The organism is Amycolatopsis sp. NPDC024027 (assembly GCF_040638975.1).
Lineage (GTDB): Bacteria > Actinomycetota > Actinomycetes > Mycobacteriales > Pseudonocardiaceae > Amycolatopsis.
Genome location: NZ_JBEZYY010000021.1, coordinates 39,274 through 53,867, shown reverse-complemented (window position 1 = coordinate 53,867; position 14,594 = coordinate 39,274). Strand labels below are relative to the sequence as shown.

The window sequence follows — 14,594 nt, the reverse complement described above, 5'->3', positions numbered from 1 at the left end:
GGAGCACGCCGTGGACGAACCGGCGATCGTGGTCGAGGACCTGCGGGTCCGCCGCGGAGAGCAGGAGGTTCTGCGCGACATCGGGTGCGCGGTCCGGCGCGGCACGGTGACCGGCTTGCTCGGCCCCAACGGCTGCGGCAAGAGCACGCTGATGCGCTCGATCGTCGGCGTGCAGATCGTCGAGTCCGGCCGGGTGACCGTGCTTCGCCGCCCGGCCGGCAGCCCGGAGCTGCGCCGGCGGATCGGCTACGCGACTCAGGACCCGACGATCTACGCGGACCTGACCGTGACCGAGGCGCTGCGTTACTTCGCTGCTGTGCTCGGGACCCGTTCGTCCGACGTGGACCGGGTGATCGCCGAGACCGGCCTGGAAAGCTCGGCCGGCACGCTGGTCGGGCGCCTGTCCGGCGGTCAACGCGGCCGGGCCAACCTGGCCGTCGCGCTGCTCGGCACCCCCGAACTGCTGGTGCTCGACGAGCCGACCGTCGGGTCGGACCCTGAACTGCGCGACGAGCTCTGGACACTGTTCCACGGCCTGGCGACGGCCGGGGTCACGCTCCTGATCTCCAGTCACGTCATGGACGAAGCCGTCCGGTGCGACGAGCTCCTCATGCTGCACCAAGGGAAGTTGCTCGCCCAGGACACGCCGGAAGGGCTGCGGGCGCGGACCGGGGCAGCCGATCTCGAGCAGGCGTTCCTGCGGTTGATCAAGGGCCGGGAAGGAGTCACGCGATGAGTGCCGCGATCACCTTCGCCACCACCCGGCGGATCCTCACCCAGCTGCGGCACGACCCGCGCACGGTCGCGCTCATCATCGGCGTGCCGAGCCTGCTGATGATCCTGCTGCGGTACGTCTTGAACTCCGAGCAGAGGTTCAACGGGATCGCCCCGGCGCTGCTGGGCATCTTCCCGTTCACGATCATGTTCCTGCTCACCTCGATCACCACCCTGCGGGAACGCACCACCGGGACACTGGAACGCCTGATGACCCTGCCGATCGGCAAGCTCGACCTGCTCTTCGGCTACGCGCTGGCGTTCGGCCTCCTGGCCACCCTGCAGGTCCTGGTGGCCGCGGGAATCAGCCTGACCTGGCTCGGCCTCGACATCGCCGGCTCGGTCTGGACGCTGTTGCTCATCGTCGTCCTGGACGCGCTGCTGGGCACGGCGCTGGGCTTGTTCGTCAGCGCGTTCGCGCGCACGGAGTTCCAGGCGATCCAGTTCCTGCCGGTGTTCGTGCTGCCGCAGTTCCTCCTGTGCGGCTTGTTCGTCCCGCGCGACGAGATGGGCTGGGTGCTCAACGCGGTCTCGGACGTGCTGCCGCTGTCGTATGCGGTGGACGCGCTCACCCACGTGACCCACTCGGCGACGGTCGATGGCACGTTGGTCCGCAACGTCGCGATCATCGCCGGCTGCGCGGTGGTGGCGTTGTTGCTCGGTGCGGCCACCCTGCGCCGCCGCACACCGTGAGGCCGGGGTGGCGCGGAGCGTGAAGCCCGGAGCGGTGTCCGACGCCTTCTCACGACGTCGCTGGTTCGCGTTGTCGATCGTGCTCGCCGGATTTCGGTGGCGGCTCTGGCGCTCACCCCGGGCCCCGGGACGGCCGCGGCCGCCTGCGTGGGCCAGGGCGCCGGGACCGGCATGACCTTCCTCGTCGGCTGGACGCTGCTGGGCGGCGACGTCGGTGACGAGCTGCGCGGCCGGGCGTTCGGTTTCGTGGAGGCAGGCGGCCGGGTCGCACTGCTGGTTTCGATCGCCGTCGCGAGCGTGCTCGTCGGCCTCGGCGAGGCGCCACCGGGCATCCCGGCGGCGCGCGTGGTGCTGCTCGGTGCCGGGATCGCGGTTCTCCTCGCCGGCCTGGTCGGGGTGCGGCAGATCGACGACCGGCCCGGCGTGCCGGTGCTCCCGGATCTCCTACGCGCGCTGCGGCGTCGAGATGACGAAAGTCCTTCTCATGGGGGCCCAACGACGCCATCCGCCGGAGGCGGCGAAATCGTAATGTCGGAGTCAGGAGGGCGCTGGTCCGATGTGGCCGGCGAACATCCCGAGGTGATGGAGGGTGATTCTCCTGCTGACCGGCATCGATCGTGACCACGGCCTGCGGAGCGGGCTGACCGGCTACCTGGCCGCGGTGAGTTCCGCGGTCGGCGTGGGCGTGGAGTCCTGCACCGTCGACCTCGACAGTCCCACGTCGGGCTATATCGCCCTGGACCTCCGGCTACCGCGGTGCCCGGGCCGAGACCTCGCCCTGCTGTGGGACGAACACCACGGGTGGTCTTTGGCCATGGAGACCCACTCCGGTGAAGACCTGCTGGTGCTCGCGTACCTCGGCGGCGATCTCGTGCCCGCGCCGCCCCGTGTCCGCCGGTTCGTCGCCGGTGTCCGCGCTGCCGGCGGCCCCGAAGCCGCGCCGGAACCTCCGGACCTGCGCGGCGACCGGAGCGAGGTGCGGGCGAGCCTGCTTCGCTACCGGCGCAACCTGTGGGCCGCGGGTGTCCCGATCCTGCACCGGATCGGGTGACCCGCGATGTCCACTGCGCAAGGCAGGGCCTGGACGGCAGCCGAGACCGAGGTGCTCGTCCGGTCGATGATGCGAGCCCCCTCGGTGCACAACACCCAGCCGTGGGTGATCGAGGTCGCACCCGGGGAGCTGCGGGTGCGCGAACGAGCCGAACCGGCTTTGCCGCACCACGACCCACACGGTCGCGACCGTGTGGCGTCCTGCGGCGCCGCTGTGGCCAACCTCGAACTCGCCGTCCGGGCGCTGGGCCGGTCCGCGGAGGTCACTTTCCTGCCCGACGAGAAGCAGCCGGATCTGGTGGCCCGGGTCCTGGCCGGCGCCGAGTCCGCGCCGACCGTCGAGGAGCTGCGCCGCTTCGGAGCGATCGCCCGGCGGGCCAGCCACCGTGCGCCCTTCGAGGGGGTGGCCGTACCCACACCTGTGGTGCGCAGACTCGCCGAAGCGGGCGGAGCGCCCGGCGTGGAAGCGCGGCCCGTCCGGCCCGGCCGGGAGGTCGCCGTGGTCGCCCGGCTGCTGCACTTCGCCGCGGAACGCTTCCAAGCCGACAGCGGCTACCAGCGCGAGCTGTCTCTCTGGACGATCCGGGACGAACACGCCCACCGGCACGGAGTAGGGATCCCCGCCAGCCGGGTCCCGGCCGGTTCGGTGCCGTGGGCAGGCCTGGTCCGCCGCGCCACGGAGATCCCGGCCACGCCGGAACTCGAGCGTCACCTCGCCGGCGAGACGCTGCTGGTCTTCGTCACCGCGGACGACGCCAGGGGTGACCACGTGCGGGCCGGCTACGCGCTGGAGCGGGCGTGGCTGGCCGCGGTCGACCTCGGCCTGGCGGCGGGGGTGCTGACGCAACCGCTGCACCTGGAGCCGGTGCGCTCCGCGCTGTGCGAGGACCTGGAGCTCACGGGCTTCCCGCAGGCGCTCCTGCGCGTCGGGTACGCCGCGGAAGCCGACCCGCCTTCGCCACGCAGGGGGGAGCAGGAGGTACTACCCGGAGGTCCGGACTCGGCTGTTCGCCCACCGGGACCATGACCCGCGCCTCGCGGCCGGTCGTCGAACGCGCCAGTTCCGCCGATCGCGCTTTCCTCGCGATGGAATCGGCCGACGTCCCGGTGCAGTTCGGCGTTCTCCTGCTGCTCGGCCAAGCCCGCGGACTCGATGCGGCCCGCGTCCGGCAGCTGATCGCCGAGCGGATCCCGGCCGTCCCGCGCCTGCGTCGCCGGTTGGTCCGGCCGCCTCGGGGTTGCGGGGGCCCGATCTGGGTCGACGACGCCGCCTTCGACATCCACCGCCACGTCCGGACCGCGGAGTGTGCGCCGCCCGGGGACCGGCAGGCGGTGCTGGACACGGCTCTTTCGCAGGTTTCCGCCCCGCTGCCACGGAACGCGCCGCTGTGGTCGGCCGTGTTCGTGACCGGCTTGGCCGACGGGGAAGCCGCCTTGGTGGTCGTGCTGAACCACGTGCTCGCGGACGGTGTCGGCGGGCTCGCCGTCCTGGCCCACCTGGTGGACGACGGCCCCGTGGCAGCCGAGGAGCCCTTCCCGCGTACGCCACCCGGAACGGGCACGTTGGTGCGGGACGCCTTCGCGGGCAGGCTGCGTGCGGTGCGCCGGGCCGGACTGGCCTTGCGGGCGCTGCGGGCGTCCACTTCCGCCGGTGGCGGTCTGCACCCGCCGCGAGCGGCGCTGTGCTCACTCGTCGCGCCGACCGGACCCCACCGGCGAGTCGCGGTGGTCCGTGCCGAGCTCGAGCCGCTGCGGGCGGCCGCCCATCGGTACGGGGCTTCGGCGAACGACGCCGTCCTGGTCGCGGTGGCCGCTGCCCTGCGCCGGTTGCTGCTGGCCCGAGGGGAGGACGCCGGCACGTTCGTGATCACTGTGCCGGTGTCCGGCCGGACCGCGGAAGACCGCACGGCGCTGGGCAACGCGGTCAGCCCGATGCTCGTCGCCGTCCCGGCCACCGGCGACCTGGCCGGGCGGCTGACGCACGTCGCGGCGCAGGTCCGTGCCGCCAAGGCGGCCGCGACTGGGCCACCGCCGATCGCCCTGCTGGGTCCGCTGTTCCGGCCGGTGGCCGCGCTCGGCGGCTACCGCTGGTACATGAACCACCAGCACCGGATGCACACGCTCGTCAGCCACGTGCGAGGTCCGGCCGAGCCGGTCACCTTCGGCGGGACGCCGGTCCGGGAGGCCATCCCGCTCAGCGTGGGGGAAACCGGCAACCTGACCGTCGTCTTCGAAGTGCTGTCGTATGCGGGCACCCTGACGATCTCGGTGCTCGCCGACCACGGCCGGTGTCTCGATCTCGGAGTGCTCGTCGACGGCCTGCGTGCCGAGCTGGACCTGGTGCGAGGTCAGGTCAGGTAGCCGAGGATGGTCGCCATGCCGGTTTCGTCGTAGCTCATCATGCGCCGGTCAGGTCTGGCCGGAGCAGCACATCGGGTGTCTCGGCGGGTAGCCGCACTTCCTCGGCCGGCTTGAGCCTGTCGTAGCGAAGGAGTTCGCCGTCCAGCTCGGCCGGGCGGGATCGAAGCCATTGGGCCGCTGTCCATGCCGTGCATCGAGCCCATGTCACCGGCGTCTTGTGGCGTAGCAGGGTGAGCACCTCGTCGGGGTGGGTGCTGGTGCCGTCGATCCAGTCGTCGAGCACCACGGTCCAGTCGTGGTCGTAGCCGCCGGGGTCGCCTGAGGCCCCGACGATCACGGGCGGGAGAGCCCGCGGTCGAGCCGGTGGTGCGGCGCCGCGCTACCCCCTGCCCGATCCGGGGGCCGGTGGGCAGGATCAGGGGGACGCTGGTTTCGGTGGTCGTGCACGCGGAGAGCAGTCCTGTGCCGGCCGGCGCCGGCCCGGCGCCGGCGAACGGGGCAGAGGTCCCTGCGGATGGCGCGAAGCGGTCTTTCGACTCTGCGCCCGTTGACCCAAGACTCTGCTCTCCGATGGTGCCGCGGGCCGATGATCGTGGTGCGAACGGAGGTCACGATGACCACCAGCGAGAAGACGCGCCGCCCGTCCGTGCGAGCGCGCCGTACCGGTTACGTCGTCAGTGCCCTGATCAACGCCGCACTGCTGGTAGCCGTCAACGGCCGGCCCGGCTGGGAAGTGGTGCCGTTCCTGACGGCGGAAACACACCTGGTCGTGGGCGTGGTCGACCTGTGCCTGGTGGCGGGTCTGGTCACCAGCGTCGTCTACGTGTGGTGTGACCCCGAGTGGCTCACGGCGCTCGGCGGGGTGGTGACGGCGCTCGCCGGTCTGGTCGCCATCGTCCGGATCTGGCAGGTCTTCCCCTTCGACTTCGCCGGGTCCTCCTTCGACTGGCCGTTGACGGCCCGGATCCTGCTGGTCGTCGGCATCGCCGGGACCGCGATCGGGCTGCTGGTCCAGGCGGTGACGTTGGTCCGGGCCGGTGTGCGGCGGCGTTGAAGGCAGGCATCGCAGATGTCTCGTTCCCTACGAAGAAAGGTTCGGCCATGACCGATCCCGTGCTCGTCGCCGATGACCGGCGGGAGCCGGCGCTCGCCGGTGAAGGCCTGCTGATCGACCGGTTCCTGCCCCGGTTCGACGTGACGCTGATCGTGCACGTCGTCGCCGACGCGAGCATCGCCGAGACTTGGCGGGCAGTGCGCGAACTGGACGTGATGCGGATCCGTTCGCCGTTGATGGACGCGGCCATGTTCGTGCGGAGCGTGCCCGCCGTGCTGGCCCGGCGGCTGAACGGAGCCGGACCTGCCGAGCCGCCTGCGGAGCTGAAGCTGTTCGGCGGGGGTGTCGCGCTGCCGGGATGGCTGCCGCTGGGCGAGACCCCGGGGCGCGAGGTCGTCCTGGGTGCCGTCGGGCGGTTCTGGCAGCCTGACATCGAATGGTACGACGTGCAGGGCATGACGCCGGACGATTTCGCCGGATTCACCGAGCCGGGCTGGGGCCGGATCGCGGCGGGGTTGTCGCTGCGCCCCTACGGCCCGTCCCGGACGCTGGTCACCTACGAGGCGCGCACGGCCACCACCGATTCCCGGTCGGCACGCCGGTTCGCGCGGTACTGGTGGCTGGTGCGGCCGTTCGCGCGCACCGTCATGCGGGCAGCCTTGCGCACCATCCGCCAGGACGCCGAATCGCTCGTCGACGGCCATCCGAACGAGACCGCGTCGCCGGGCGGGCGGGTGAACCGGTGGCTTTACCGCGGCGGGCGTCCCCAAGGCTTGGCCCGGGCGCTGAACCGCGGTGCCGCGCTCATCTACGCGGCCGGGGTGCTGCGGCATCGGGTCGTGACGCTGGAGGTGCCCGGCAGGCGCACCGGCCGGCTTGTCCGGGTTCCGCTCGTCGTGGCCGATCACGATGGGGACCGCTACCTCGTAGCGATGCTCGGCGCGCAGACTCAATGGGTGCGCAACGTTCGTGCGGTCGATGGTCACGTGCTGCTCCGGCACGGTCGCCGCGAAGCCGTCCGGCTCGAAGAGGTGGCGACCGAACTGCGCCCGCCGATCCTTCGGCGCTATCTCGCCTGCGCACCCGGAGCGCGGGCCCACATCCCCGTCGACCGGCGCGCCCCGGTCGAGGACTTCGCCCAAGTCGCTCCGGACATCCCGGTTTTCCGCATCGTCGCCGAGCCGGCGACCGACGAATGATCGCGAGGGCGTGGGCGTTGTATGACCAGCGCCGTGCCGCCTGACCGCCGAGGACGGAAAACAAGGTGCGATGCAAGCGAGGGCGACGCCCGAGCCGTTCGGACGGTGAGCCCAGTCAGTCCTAGTTGTTGCGGGTCATGGCGTTGGTGGCGGCTGACAGGGCCTGAGACAAGGGGACGGGTCTTTCGGCGGCAGGATGAGAAGTGCGACCAACACATCCGCCAAACCGAAAGACCCGTCCATGCACCACCGTAAATGCCCCGCTGTCCATCGAAGGCCGCCGCCGGCTCATCGCGCGCTGCCAGACCCGCCCGATCGCCCACGTCGCCGCCGAGATGGGCATCTCCCGCCAATGCGCATCCAAGTGGGTCAACCGCTGGCGTCGCCACGGCGAGAAGGGCCTGCTCGACCACTCGAGCGTCCCGCACCACCAGCCCACCGCATCGCCCGCGTACCGCGCACCCTCGAGGGCCACCGCGACTGGACCCGCGCCCATCCGTACACGCTGCGGCACCTCGCCACCCACGCCGCCCGCGCAGGCCAGATCGACACACTGGTCGCCGACGCTGACTACCTCGTGCACGCGGGACCCGACGCTCTCCTACTGGCCCTGCATCGAACAAATACAGACGACGGTGTGCTCACGGCTGCGGTGTACCGCTGCTCCATCGACGTCCACCGCCATCTCCCAACAACACGGCGTCGACAGGTTCTCGCCGCCGACGCCGCCCGCTTCCAGGTTCCACGGCTTCAAGACGACCTGTCTGCACCGCTGACTTGGCGGCCACGCTGGGCGACCGGCAGGCAAGCCGATCCGGCAATCCACACCACCTTCACTGGTCACTCCGGCGGGTTGAGAGCGGTCGCTATCAGCGCCCTTGACAACCACCCCATCGCCATCACCGCCAGCGACGACGACGCCGTGCAAGTCTGGGATATCGCCACCGGCGAGCAGCTCACTACCTTCACCGGCTGCGGCTTGGTGACAGCGGTCGCTATCAGCGCCCTCGACAACCACCCCATCGCCATCACCGCCAGCTACCGCGGCACCGTGCGAGTCTGGGATATCGCCACCGGCGAGCAGCTCACCAGCTTCACCGGCCACACCAGCCCGATAGAGGCGGTGGCATGCAGCATCCTCGACAACGACCCCATCGCCGTCCTCGCCAGCCGCGACGGCACCGCGGGAGTCTGGGATATCGCCACCGGCGAGCAGCTCACTACCTTCACCGGCTCCGGCTCCGGCTCGGTGACAGCGGTCGCTACCAGCACCCTCGACAACCACCCCATCGCCGTCCTCGCCAGCCGCGACGGCACCGCGGGAGTCTGGGACATCACTACCGCTGAGCAGCTCAGTACCTTCACCGGCCACACCGGCCAGGTAGCGGCGGTGGCATGCACCACCCTCGACAGCCATCCCATCGCCGTCACCGGCGCCTACGACTGCACCGTGCGGGTCTGGGACATCGCCACCGGCGAGCAGCTCACCACCTTCACCGGGCACACCGACTGGGTGACAGCGGTCGCCACCAGCACCGTCGACAATTGCCCCGTCGCCATCAGCACCAGCATGGACAGCACCGCGCGGGTCTGGCGATATGCCATTGGCCGCAATCATTCTCCCGCAGCCGCGGGTCACTCCTCTTTCATCGTCGCTGCGTCAAGCAGTGTGCTCAGCGGCTGTCCGGTCGCGATCACCGCCAGCCGCGATGACACCTTGCGGGTCTGGGATCTATCCACCGGCTACGAAGTCACCACCTTCGCCGTCTCGGCGACGGCGGTGGCATGTAGCACCGTCGACAACCACCCCGTCGCCGTCCTCGCCAGCCGCGACGGCACCGCGGGAGTCTGGGACATCGCCACCGGCGAACAGCTCACCACCTTCGCCGGTCACAACGGCTGGGTAGCGGCGGTGGCGTGCAGCACGCTCGACAATCGCCCCGTCGCCGTCACCGCCGGCTATGACTGCACCGTGCGGGTCTGGGACATCGCCACCGGCAGCGAACTCACCACCTTCAACGGCCACCGCGGTTCGTTGGTGGGGGTGGCGTGCAGCACGCTCGACAATCGCCCCCTCGCCGTCACCGGCGCCCACGACGACACCGTGCGGGTCTGGGACATCGCCACCGGCAGCGAACTCACCGTCTTCACCGGCTACGCCGGCTCGGTGACAGCAATCGCCACTGGCACCCTCGACAACCACCCCATCGCCGTCACCGCCAGCCACGACGAGACCGTGCGGGCCTGGGACATCGCCACTGGCAACGAACTCACCACCTTCACCGGCTCCGGCTTGGTGACAGCAATCGCCACTGGCACCCTCGACAACCGCCCCATCGCCATCCTTGCCAGCCACGACGGCACCGCGCGGGTCTGGGATTTCGCGACGAGTGAGGTTCTCGCCACTTTCGACTTCCGATTTGTCGGCGCCGTAGCGGTTGGGCCTGGCGGCGAGCTCATGATCGCGGCGGGCTGGGACCTCATCGTGCTCGATCGTATTGCGAAACACTGACTTCATTCCAAGAGGCGTGGGCCTGTGTCCAGCAGTTCGCTCAGCTCAAGTAAGCGCTGGCTGCGGGCGGTGAACCCAGCACGGTATCGAGGAGCGCACGCCAGAGCTGGAAGTACGCGCGGGCGGCGGCGCCTTCCAAACCTAGGTTCTCCTCGCGGGTCAGCGCGTACCTGAGCATGCTTTGGCTGCCCTCGGGACTGTTCTCCCGGAGGTAGGCGCCAAGCAGGCTGTCAACGGTCATCGGGAACTCCGGGCGGACGGACAGCTGGTCTGCGGGCTGGCGGACAGTATTTCTCCGGGCTGATGGACAGCGGTTCTCCGGATCTGGGTTAGGTCAAGGCGACCACCCCCTTGCCTGCGATGGCTTCGGCGAGGCGGTGGCTGTCGCCTTTGGTGGTGACCAGGTGGGCGTGGTGCAGTAGCCGGTCGACGGTGGCCGTGGCAAGGGTTTTCGGCATGATCGAGTCGAACCCGCTGGGATGGATGTTGCTGGTCACCGCGATCGAGCGGCGTTCGCAGGCGGCGTCGATGATCCGGTAGAACGCCTCGGCGGCGTCCTGTCCGGCGGGCAGCATCCCGATGTCGTCGACGACGATGAGGTCGCAGCCGCAGATCCGGGAGATCGTGCGGGCCACTGAGCCGTCGACCGTGGCTTTGCCGACCGCGGCGGTCAAGGTTTCCAGGGTGAACCAGGACACCCGCATGTCGTTCTCGATCGCCGAGTGCGCGAGGGCTTCCACGAAGTGCGACTTCCCGGTGCCCGACGGCCCCGCGACGGCCAGGTTCTCATGTCTCCCAATCCATTCCAATGTGGATAGTGAGTTCTGGGTGGCTTCGGAGATCGAGGATTCCTCGGCGCGCCAGGAGGAGAACGTCTTGCCGGTGGGGAAGTTCGCGGTCTTGCGCCGCATGCGCCGGGTCGCGGCGCCGCGGCCGGTGACCTCCTCACCGAGCAGGACGCGCAGCACCTCGGCGGGATCCCAGCGTTGCGCCCGCGCGGTGGCCAGGACGTCGGGTGCGGCTTTGCGCAGGTAGGGCAACCGCATCCGGCGCAGCACCAGGTCCAGTTCCTCAGGCAGGGCGGGGGCTTTGGGGCTGCTCACTGGCCGAACACCTCCCAGCCGCTGGTGCCCGGTTGCGCGGAGTGGGCCTCATCGGCCACCACCACGTCGCTCGGCGGCCCGGAGGAGGTCAGGTGGTCCAGGATCGAGGCGAGGTCGTCCTCGGCGAACCGGCCCGCGATCGCCGCCAACCCCAGCGCGTCGTCGACCCGGCCGGCATCCATCTTCCGGCGCGATCGAGGACGGCACTCTATGAATCCACAGCACGGAATAGCACGATGAACTCCTGAACCCACGTGCTGGCCGTCGTCGTCGAAGCCGCCCGGTCCGACGGGGACGTCTGCGCGCACTTCGGCTCGCTGCTGAGTTCAACGACCACTTGCCGTCGCCTAGCGCCTCGACCTGGTGCAGGCCGCAACCGAGCCGATTGCCGACGGCGCACCAGAAGTTTCTGGTCCCGGTGCCAGCGGAAAGTGCGCCACGGAGCCGCTGTGCTCAACAGCGACGCGTCGACCTCGGACCACGGCCGCGTCTGCGCGTCGCGAAGGTCGCCGGGCAGTCGAAAACTGATCAGTGCGCCTTCGGGTCTGCTGGTCATGGCAGCCTCTTCGGCGACAAGGGCGGAACCTGACGGGCTCAACCCCTACACCGGGACAATCGCCGGGAGGTGTGACCTCGGTGCGCACGTCGGCGACACCACGCGAACGGCCCAACATCAACTTGTGCTGCGCGGAATCTCACGAGAATGTCGTCGACGACATTCGCACGACACGACCGGTGAGATTTCGACACAAATCGGGAGAACCTACAAGGCGGTGTAGGGTCTCATGGCCTATGATATGTTGATGTTGGCTGACTTGCCGGTATCTGGGTTGTCTCACGGTGATGTCACCATGATCGGTCTCATGACGGTGACATTTCCTCAATGGCGCAGACTTCCGAGAGAAGCCGTGGCGTAGCTGGGCGTGGTCAACCCTGCGGCTTTCATCGTGGCCGGTGGAGCGGGCTGTTGGGCCTGTGCTGGCGGCCCGCTGCGAGCGCACGCTCAAGTTGGAGATCGAGACGCGGCATGCCGAGCTTCGCGTGTGCTAGGTGGTCTCGCCCGCACCCGACGGCCTGATCGACTCCAGTGCCGAACCAAGGTCGTCGAGTTGTCGTTGCACCCGCCTGGCATCTTCGTCGCGGCCTTGTTCCCGGTACAGCTCCAGAGCCTCTTGCCACGCCTTGTGTGCCTGGTCGAGGTTCCCCGCGGCTGCGAGAGGGTGGCCGACGTTGTCGAGGGTGTTCGCGACTTGGTAGGTGTTGCCGAGGGTGCGGTACAGGGTAAGGCCCTGGTAGTAGTGGTCGACGGCCTGTGGGTGGTCGTGGATGCGGTGGGCGATGTACCCGAGGCTGTCCAGGGTGTCCGCCTCACCATCGCGGTTGTGGTGGTGTCGGTGCAGAATGAGAGCAGCGTGGCAGTGGTCGTGCGCAGTTTCGAGGTCGCCTTGGCGCGCGGTGTGCCAGCCCACCGAGTTGAGCGCATAGGCTTCCCGCACCGGCTGTTTGAGGGCGCGGTGGAGGTCCAGGGCGTGTCGGGCGTGTGCCAGAGCCTGTTGATCGTCACCCCGTCGTGCCCATGCATACGTGAGCACCTGGTGAGTAGCTGCTTCTTCAGTGGGGTCGTGGTGACGCACGGCCAGGTCGAGGGCCTGGTCGAGGTGTCTGGTGGCTTCCTCGTGCAGGCCCAGCCGCGAATAGGCGCTGCCGAGGAACCGGTGAGTGCGGCTCCGGAGAGGGGGGCCGGACAGGTGGTCAGCGGCGTCCAGCGCGGCTCGCCACGTGGCGAGTGCGTCGCGCAGGTGCCCCCGCCGGAAGTGGAAGAGATCCAGTGTCCAGGCGAGGTGCCAGACGGCGTGGTGGCGGCCGAGGGCGACGGCGGCACGCTGGGTGGCGACGAGAGTGGCGTGTTCGGCGTCCAACCAGGCCAGTGCGGCCGCTGCGTCTGGTAGCAGAAGCGGGTGGACCCCGGGCGTGGGAGGGTCGGGTTGCATGATTTCGCGGTGGGGTTCCAGGAGGCGGTCGGCGGTGTGGGCGGTGTGCACGTGGAAGTCCGTCACCCGCACCAGGGCCGCCTCCCGTACGGGCTCGGCAAGGTCACGGTGAGCGGTGGTGACGGCATAATCGCGGACCAGGTCGTGCATCGCGTACCGGCCGTGCGGCCGCCGCTCGAGCAGGGATGCCTCCTCAAGTGCCGATAGCGCTTTGCGTGCGTGGGCCGGGGACAGGTCGGTGAGGGCGGCTACGGCGGGCAGGGTCGTGTCGGGCCCGGGAGCGATGCCCAGCAGCCCGAACACGGTGCGCTGGGTGTCGGTGAGCCGGCACAGGGACCACGAGAGGACGGCGGGCAGGCTGGCGGCGGGATCGGTGTCGTGGTCGAGCATCTCCAGCCCCAGCTCGTGCAACTCGGCGGCGATCTCGGCCAGCTGGACGGCGGGGCGGGTCGCGACGACGCGGGCGGTGATCGACAAGGCCAGTGGGTAGCCCCCGCACAGGTCAACCAGCTCCTCGAAGGCATCTGGTTCGGCGGCGGCGCGGTCGGCGCCCAGGCGCGCGGCCAGCACTGCACGCGCCTCGGCGCGGTCCAGAACGTCCAGGTGCAGGCTGTGGGCGCCGTGCCGGTCGATCAACGAGGCGAGCCTGGTGCGGCCGGTGATCAGCACGGTGCAGGCCGGGCTGCCCGGCAACAGCGGGACGACCTGCTCGGCGGTGGCGGCGTTGTCCAGCACGATCAGCATTCGTCGGCTCGCGACCAGGCTCCGGTACAGCGCGGCCTGCGCGTCCAGGTCGGTCGGGATGCGGCCGGGATTGATTCCCAGGGCGTCGAGGAACCTGCGCACGGCTACCTCGGGAGTCATCGGCTCTTGGGTGGGGCTGAATCCGCGCAGGTCCACGAACAGCTGTCCGTCGGGGAATCGGTTCAGGTGGCGGTGCGCCCAGGCCAGCGCGAGCCAGGTCTTGCCGATCCCCCCCGCCCCGCCGATCGCCGAGATCAGCATGGTGCTAGATGTTCCTGCCAGCGTTTCGTCCAGCAGCGTCAGTTCGGCGGCGCGGCCGATGAGCATCGGAGGCGCAGGTAGTTGCCGCGGCACGTCCGGCGTCGTATTGCGCTCGAGGGCAGGGTCGGTGTTGAGGATTCGCCGGTGCAGGTCGCGCAGCTCGGGTCCTGGGTCGGCACCTACTTCGTCGGCTAGGCGTGCGCGGATGTTGTCGAATCGCAGGAGTGCCTCGGCTTGGCGGCCGTTGCGGTACAAGGCGAGCATCAGCTGGCCGGCGACCCGTTCGTCCAACGGATGCGCGTCCGCTCGCTCGGCCAGCTCGGCACACAACGCCGCGTGTTTGCCCTGTGCGAGCGCAAGGTCCACCCGGTCCAGGTCGGCGGCTAACCGTTCCCTCGCCAGGCTTTCACGGGCAGCGGCGATCCACGGCGTGTCCAGTCCCTCGAAAGCCTCGCCCCGCCACAGCCCGGCCGCCTCCTCCAGCTCCGCCAACGCCTGTGCATCGTCTCGCCCGCGTGCCTGCTCCACGAGACTGCGAAATCTATGGACGTCCACCGTCTCCGGATCCGTTTCCAGGATGTATCCACCGCCCTGCCGCACGATTTCGACCTCGTCCGCCAGCAGACACCGCAGCCGCGAGACGTAGTTGCTCGCTACCTGCCGTGCCTTATACGGCAATCGATCCGCCCACACCCGGTCCAGTAGCTGCTCCACGGTGACGACCCGGTTCGCCTCCACCAGCAGAACCGCCAGCACACACCGCTGCCGCGCGTGACCAACCTCCACCAACCGGCCGTCGATCCGCAGCTCGACCTGTCCGAGCACCCGCAGCTCCACCGCCACGATGCCCAC

Annotated in this window: 14 protein-coding genes and 1 pseudogene; 10 read left to right on the top strand and 5 right to left on the bottom strand. The window is 69.9% G+C overall.

What is annotated here, in order from left to right:
* The first annotated feature begins 10 nt into the window (after positions 1–10).
* The 6 genes from AB0F52_RS38630 (at position 11) to AB0F52_RS38605 (ending at position 4,878) form a co-directional block, all read left to right on the top strand.
* Entirely contained in the window at positions 11–736 is a 726-nt protein-coding gene (locus AB0F52_RS38630) for an ABC transporter ATP-binding protein (RefSeq protein ID WP_360181832.1), read from the top strand.
* Complete coding sequence (locus tag AB0F52_RS38625) at positions 733–1,467, top strand: ABC transporter permease (protein WP_360181830.1); 735 nt, start codon at positions 733–735, stop codon at positions 1,465–1,467. The genes AB0F52_RS38630 and AB0F52_RS38625 overlap by 4 nt, the downstream gene beginning before the upstream one ends.
* A gap of 171 nt (positions 1,468–1,638) precedes the next feature.
* Positions 1,639–2,088 (top strand): hypothetical protein, encoded by a 450-nt coding sequence (locus AB0F52_RS38620; RefSeq protein WP_360181828.1) that lies wholly within the window; start codon positions 1,639–1,641, stop codon positions 2,086–2,088.
* Complete coding sequence (locus AB0F52_RS38615; RefSeq protein WP_360181826.1) at positions 2,057–2,518, top strand: DUF6292 family protein; 462 nt, start codon at positions 2,057–2,059, stop codon at positions 2,516–2,518. The genes AB0F52_RS38620 and AB0F52_RS38615 overlap by 32 nt, the downstream gene beginning before the upstream one ends.
* A 6-nt stretch (positions 2,519–2,524) precedes the next feature.
* A complete protein-coding gene (locus AB0F52_RS38610) occupies positions 2,525–3,544 on the top strand; it encodes a nitroreductase (protein ID WP_360181823.1) in 1,020 nt (339 codons plus the stop codon).
* A complete protein-coding gene (locus tag AB0F52_RS38605; RefSeq protein ID WP_360181820.1) occupies positions 3,541–4,878 on the top strand; it encodes a wax ester/triacylglycerol synthase domain-containing protein in 1,338 nt (445 codons plus the stop codon). Before AB0F52_RS38610 ends, AB0F52_RS38605 begins: the two co-directional genes overlap by 4 nt.
* 37 nt (positions 4,879–4,915) lie before the next feature.
* On the opposite strand, the gene AB0F52_RS38600 is transcribed toward AB0F52_RS38605, so the two are convergent.
* Positions 4,916–5,215 (bottom strand): hypothetical protein, encoded by a 300-nt coding sequence (locus tag AB0F52_RS38600; protein WP_360181817.1) that lies wholly within the window; start codon positions 5,213–5,215, stop codon positions 4,916–4,918.
* A 276-nt stretch (positions 5,216–5,491) separates the two neighbouring features.
* Here AB0F52_RS38600 and AB0F52_RS38595 point away from each other — a divergent pair, with 276 nt between their 5' ends.
* The 4 genes and pseudogenes from AB0F52_RS38595 to AB0F52_RS38580 all read left to right on the top strand — a co-directional run bounded on the left by AB0F52_RS38595 (position 5,492) and on the right by AB0F52_RS38580 (position 9,643).
* Positions 5,492–5,932 (top strand): hypothetical protein, encoded by a 441-nt coding sequence (locus tag AB0F52_RS38595; protein ID WP_360181815.1) that lies wholly within the window; start codon positions 5,492–5,494, stop codon positions 5,930–5,932.
* A gap of 47 nt (positions 5,933–5,979) precedes the next feature.
* Positions 5,980–7,131, top strand: coding sequence for a nitroreductase/quinone reductase family protein (locus tag AB0F52_RS38590; RefSeq protein ID WP_360181812.1), 1,152 nt, complete (start codon positions 5,980–5,982; stop codon positions 7,129–7,131).
* Between the two features lie 203 nt (positions 7,132–7,334).
* Positions 7,335–7,583 (top strand): annotated as a pseudogene (locus AB0F52_RS38585) (leucine zipper domain-containing protein); the annotation flags it as partial.
* A gap of 185 nt (positions 7,584–7,768) precedes the next feature.
* Entirely contained in the window at positions 7,769–9,643 is a 1,875-nt protein-coding gene (locus AB0F52_RS38580; RefSeq protein ID WP_360181809.1) for a WD40 repeat domain-containing protein, read from the top strand.
* Between the two features lie 40 nt (positions 9,644–9,683).
* Here the strand turns inward: AB0F52_RS38580 and AB0F52_RS38575 are convergent, their stop codons facing one another.
* The 4 genes from AB0F52_RS38575 to AB0F52_RS38560 all read right to left on the bottom strand — a co-directional run bounded on the left by AB0F52_RS38575 (position 9,684) and on the right by AB0F52_RS38560 (position 14,585).
* Positions 9,684–9,884 (bottom strand): hypothetical protein, encoded by a 201-nt coding sequence (locus tag AB0F52_RS38575; protein ID WP_360181806.1) that lies wholly within the window; start codon positions 9,882–9,884, stop codon positions 9,684–9,686.
* Positions 9,885–9,972: 88 nt separating this feature from the next.
* Complete coding sequence (istB, locus tag AB0F52_RS38570) at positions 9,973–10,746, bottom strand: IS21-like element helper ATPase IstB (RefSeq protein ID WP_360181803.1); 774 nt, start codon at positions 10,744–10,746, stop codon at positions 9,973–9,975.
* Complete coding sequence (locus tag AB0F52_RS38565) at positions 10,743–10,928, bottom strand: hypothetical protein (RefSeq protein ID WP_360182265.1); 186 nt, start codon at positions 10,926–10,928, stop codon at positions 10,743–10,745. Before AB0F52_RS38565 ends, istB begins: the two co-directional genes overlap by 4 nt.
* Before the next feature lie 864 nt (positions 10,929–11,792).
* A complete protein-coding gene (locus AB0F52_RS38560; protein WP_360181800.1) occupies positions 11,793–14,585 on the bottom strand; it encodes a BTAD domain-containing putative transcriptional regulator in 2,793 nt (930 codons plus the stop codon).
* Positions 14,586–14,594 lie beyond the last annotated feature (9 nt).

Bases quoted from the DNA above. Each gene is read 5' to 3' on its own strand.
- AB0F52_RS38625 (WP_360181830.1), top strand. From the start codon at position 733: ATGAGTGCCGCGATCACCTTCGCCACCACCCGGCGGATCCTCACCCAG.
- AB0F52_RS38605 (WP_360181820.1), top strand. From the start codon at position 3,541: ATGACCCGCGCCTCGCGGCCGGTCGTCGAACGCGCCAGTTCCGCCGAT.
- AB0F52_RS38595 (WP_360181815.1), top strand. From the start codon at position 5,492: ATGACCACCAGCGAGAAGACGCGCCGCCCGTCCGTGCGAGCGCGCCGT.
- AB0F52_RS38590 (WP_360181812.1), top strand. From the start codon at position 5,980: ATGACCGATCCCGTGCTCGTCGCCGATGACCGGCGGGAGCCGGCGCTC.
- AB0F52_RS38575 (WP_360181806.1), bottom strand. From the start codon at position 9,884: ATGACCGTTGACAGCCTGCTTGGCGCCTACCTCCGGGAGAACAGTCCC.
- AB0F52_RS38565 (WP_360182265.1), bottom strand. From the start codon at position 10,928: ATGGATGCCGGCCGGGTCGACGACGCGCTGGGGTTGGCGGCGATCGCG.
- AB0F52_RS38620 (WP_360181828.1), top strand. From the start codon at position 1,639: ATGACCTTCCTCGTCGGCTGGACGCTGCTGGGCGGCGACGTCGGTGAC.
- AB0F52_RS38610 (WP_360181823.1), top strand. From the start codon at position 2,525: ATGTCCACTGCGCAAGGCAGGGCCTGGACGGCAGCCGAGACCGAGGTG.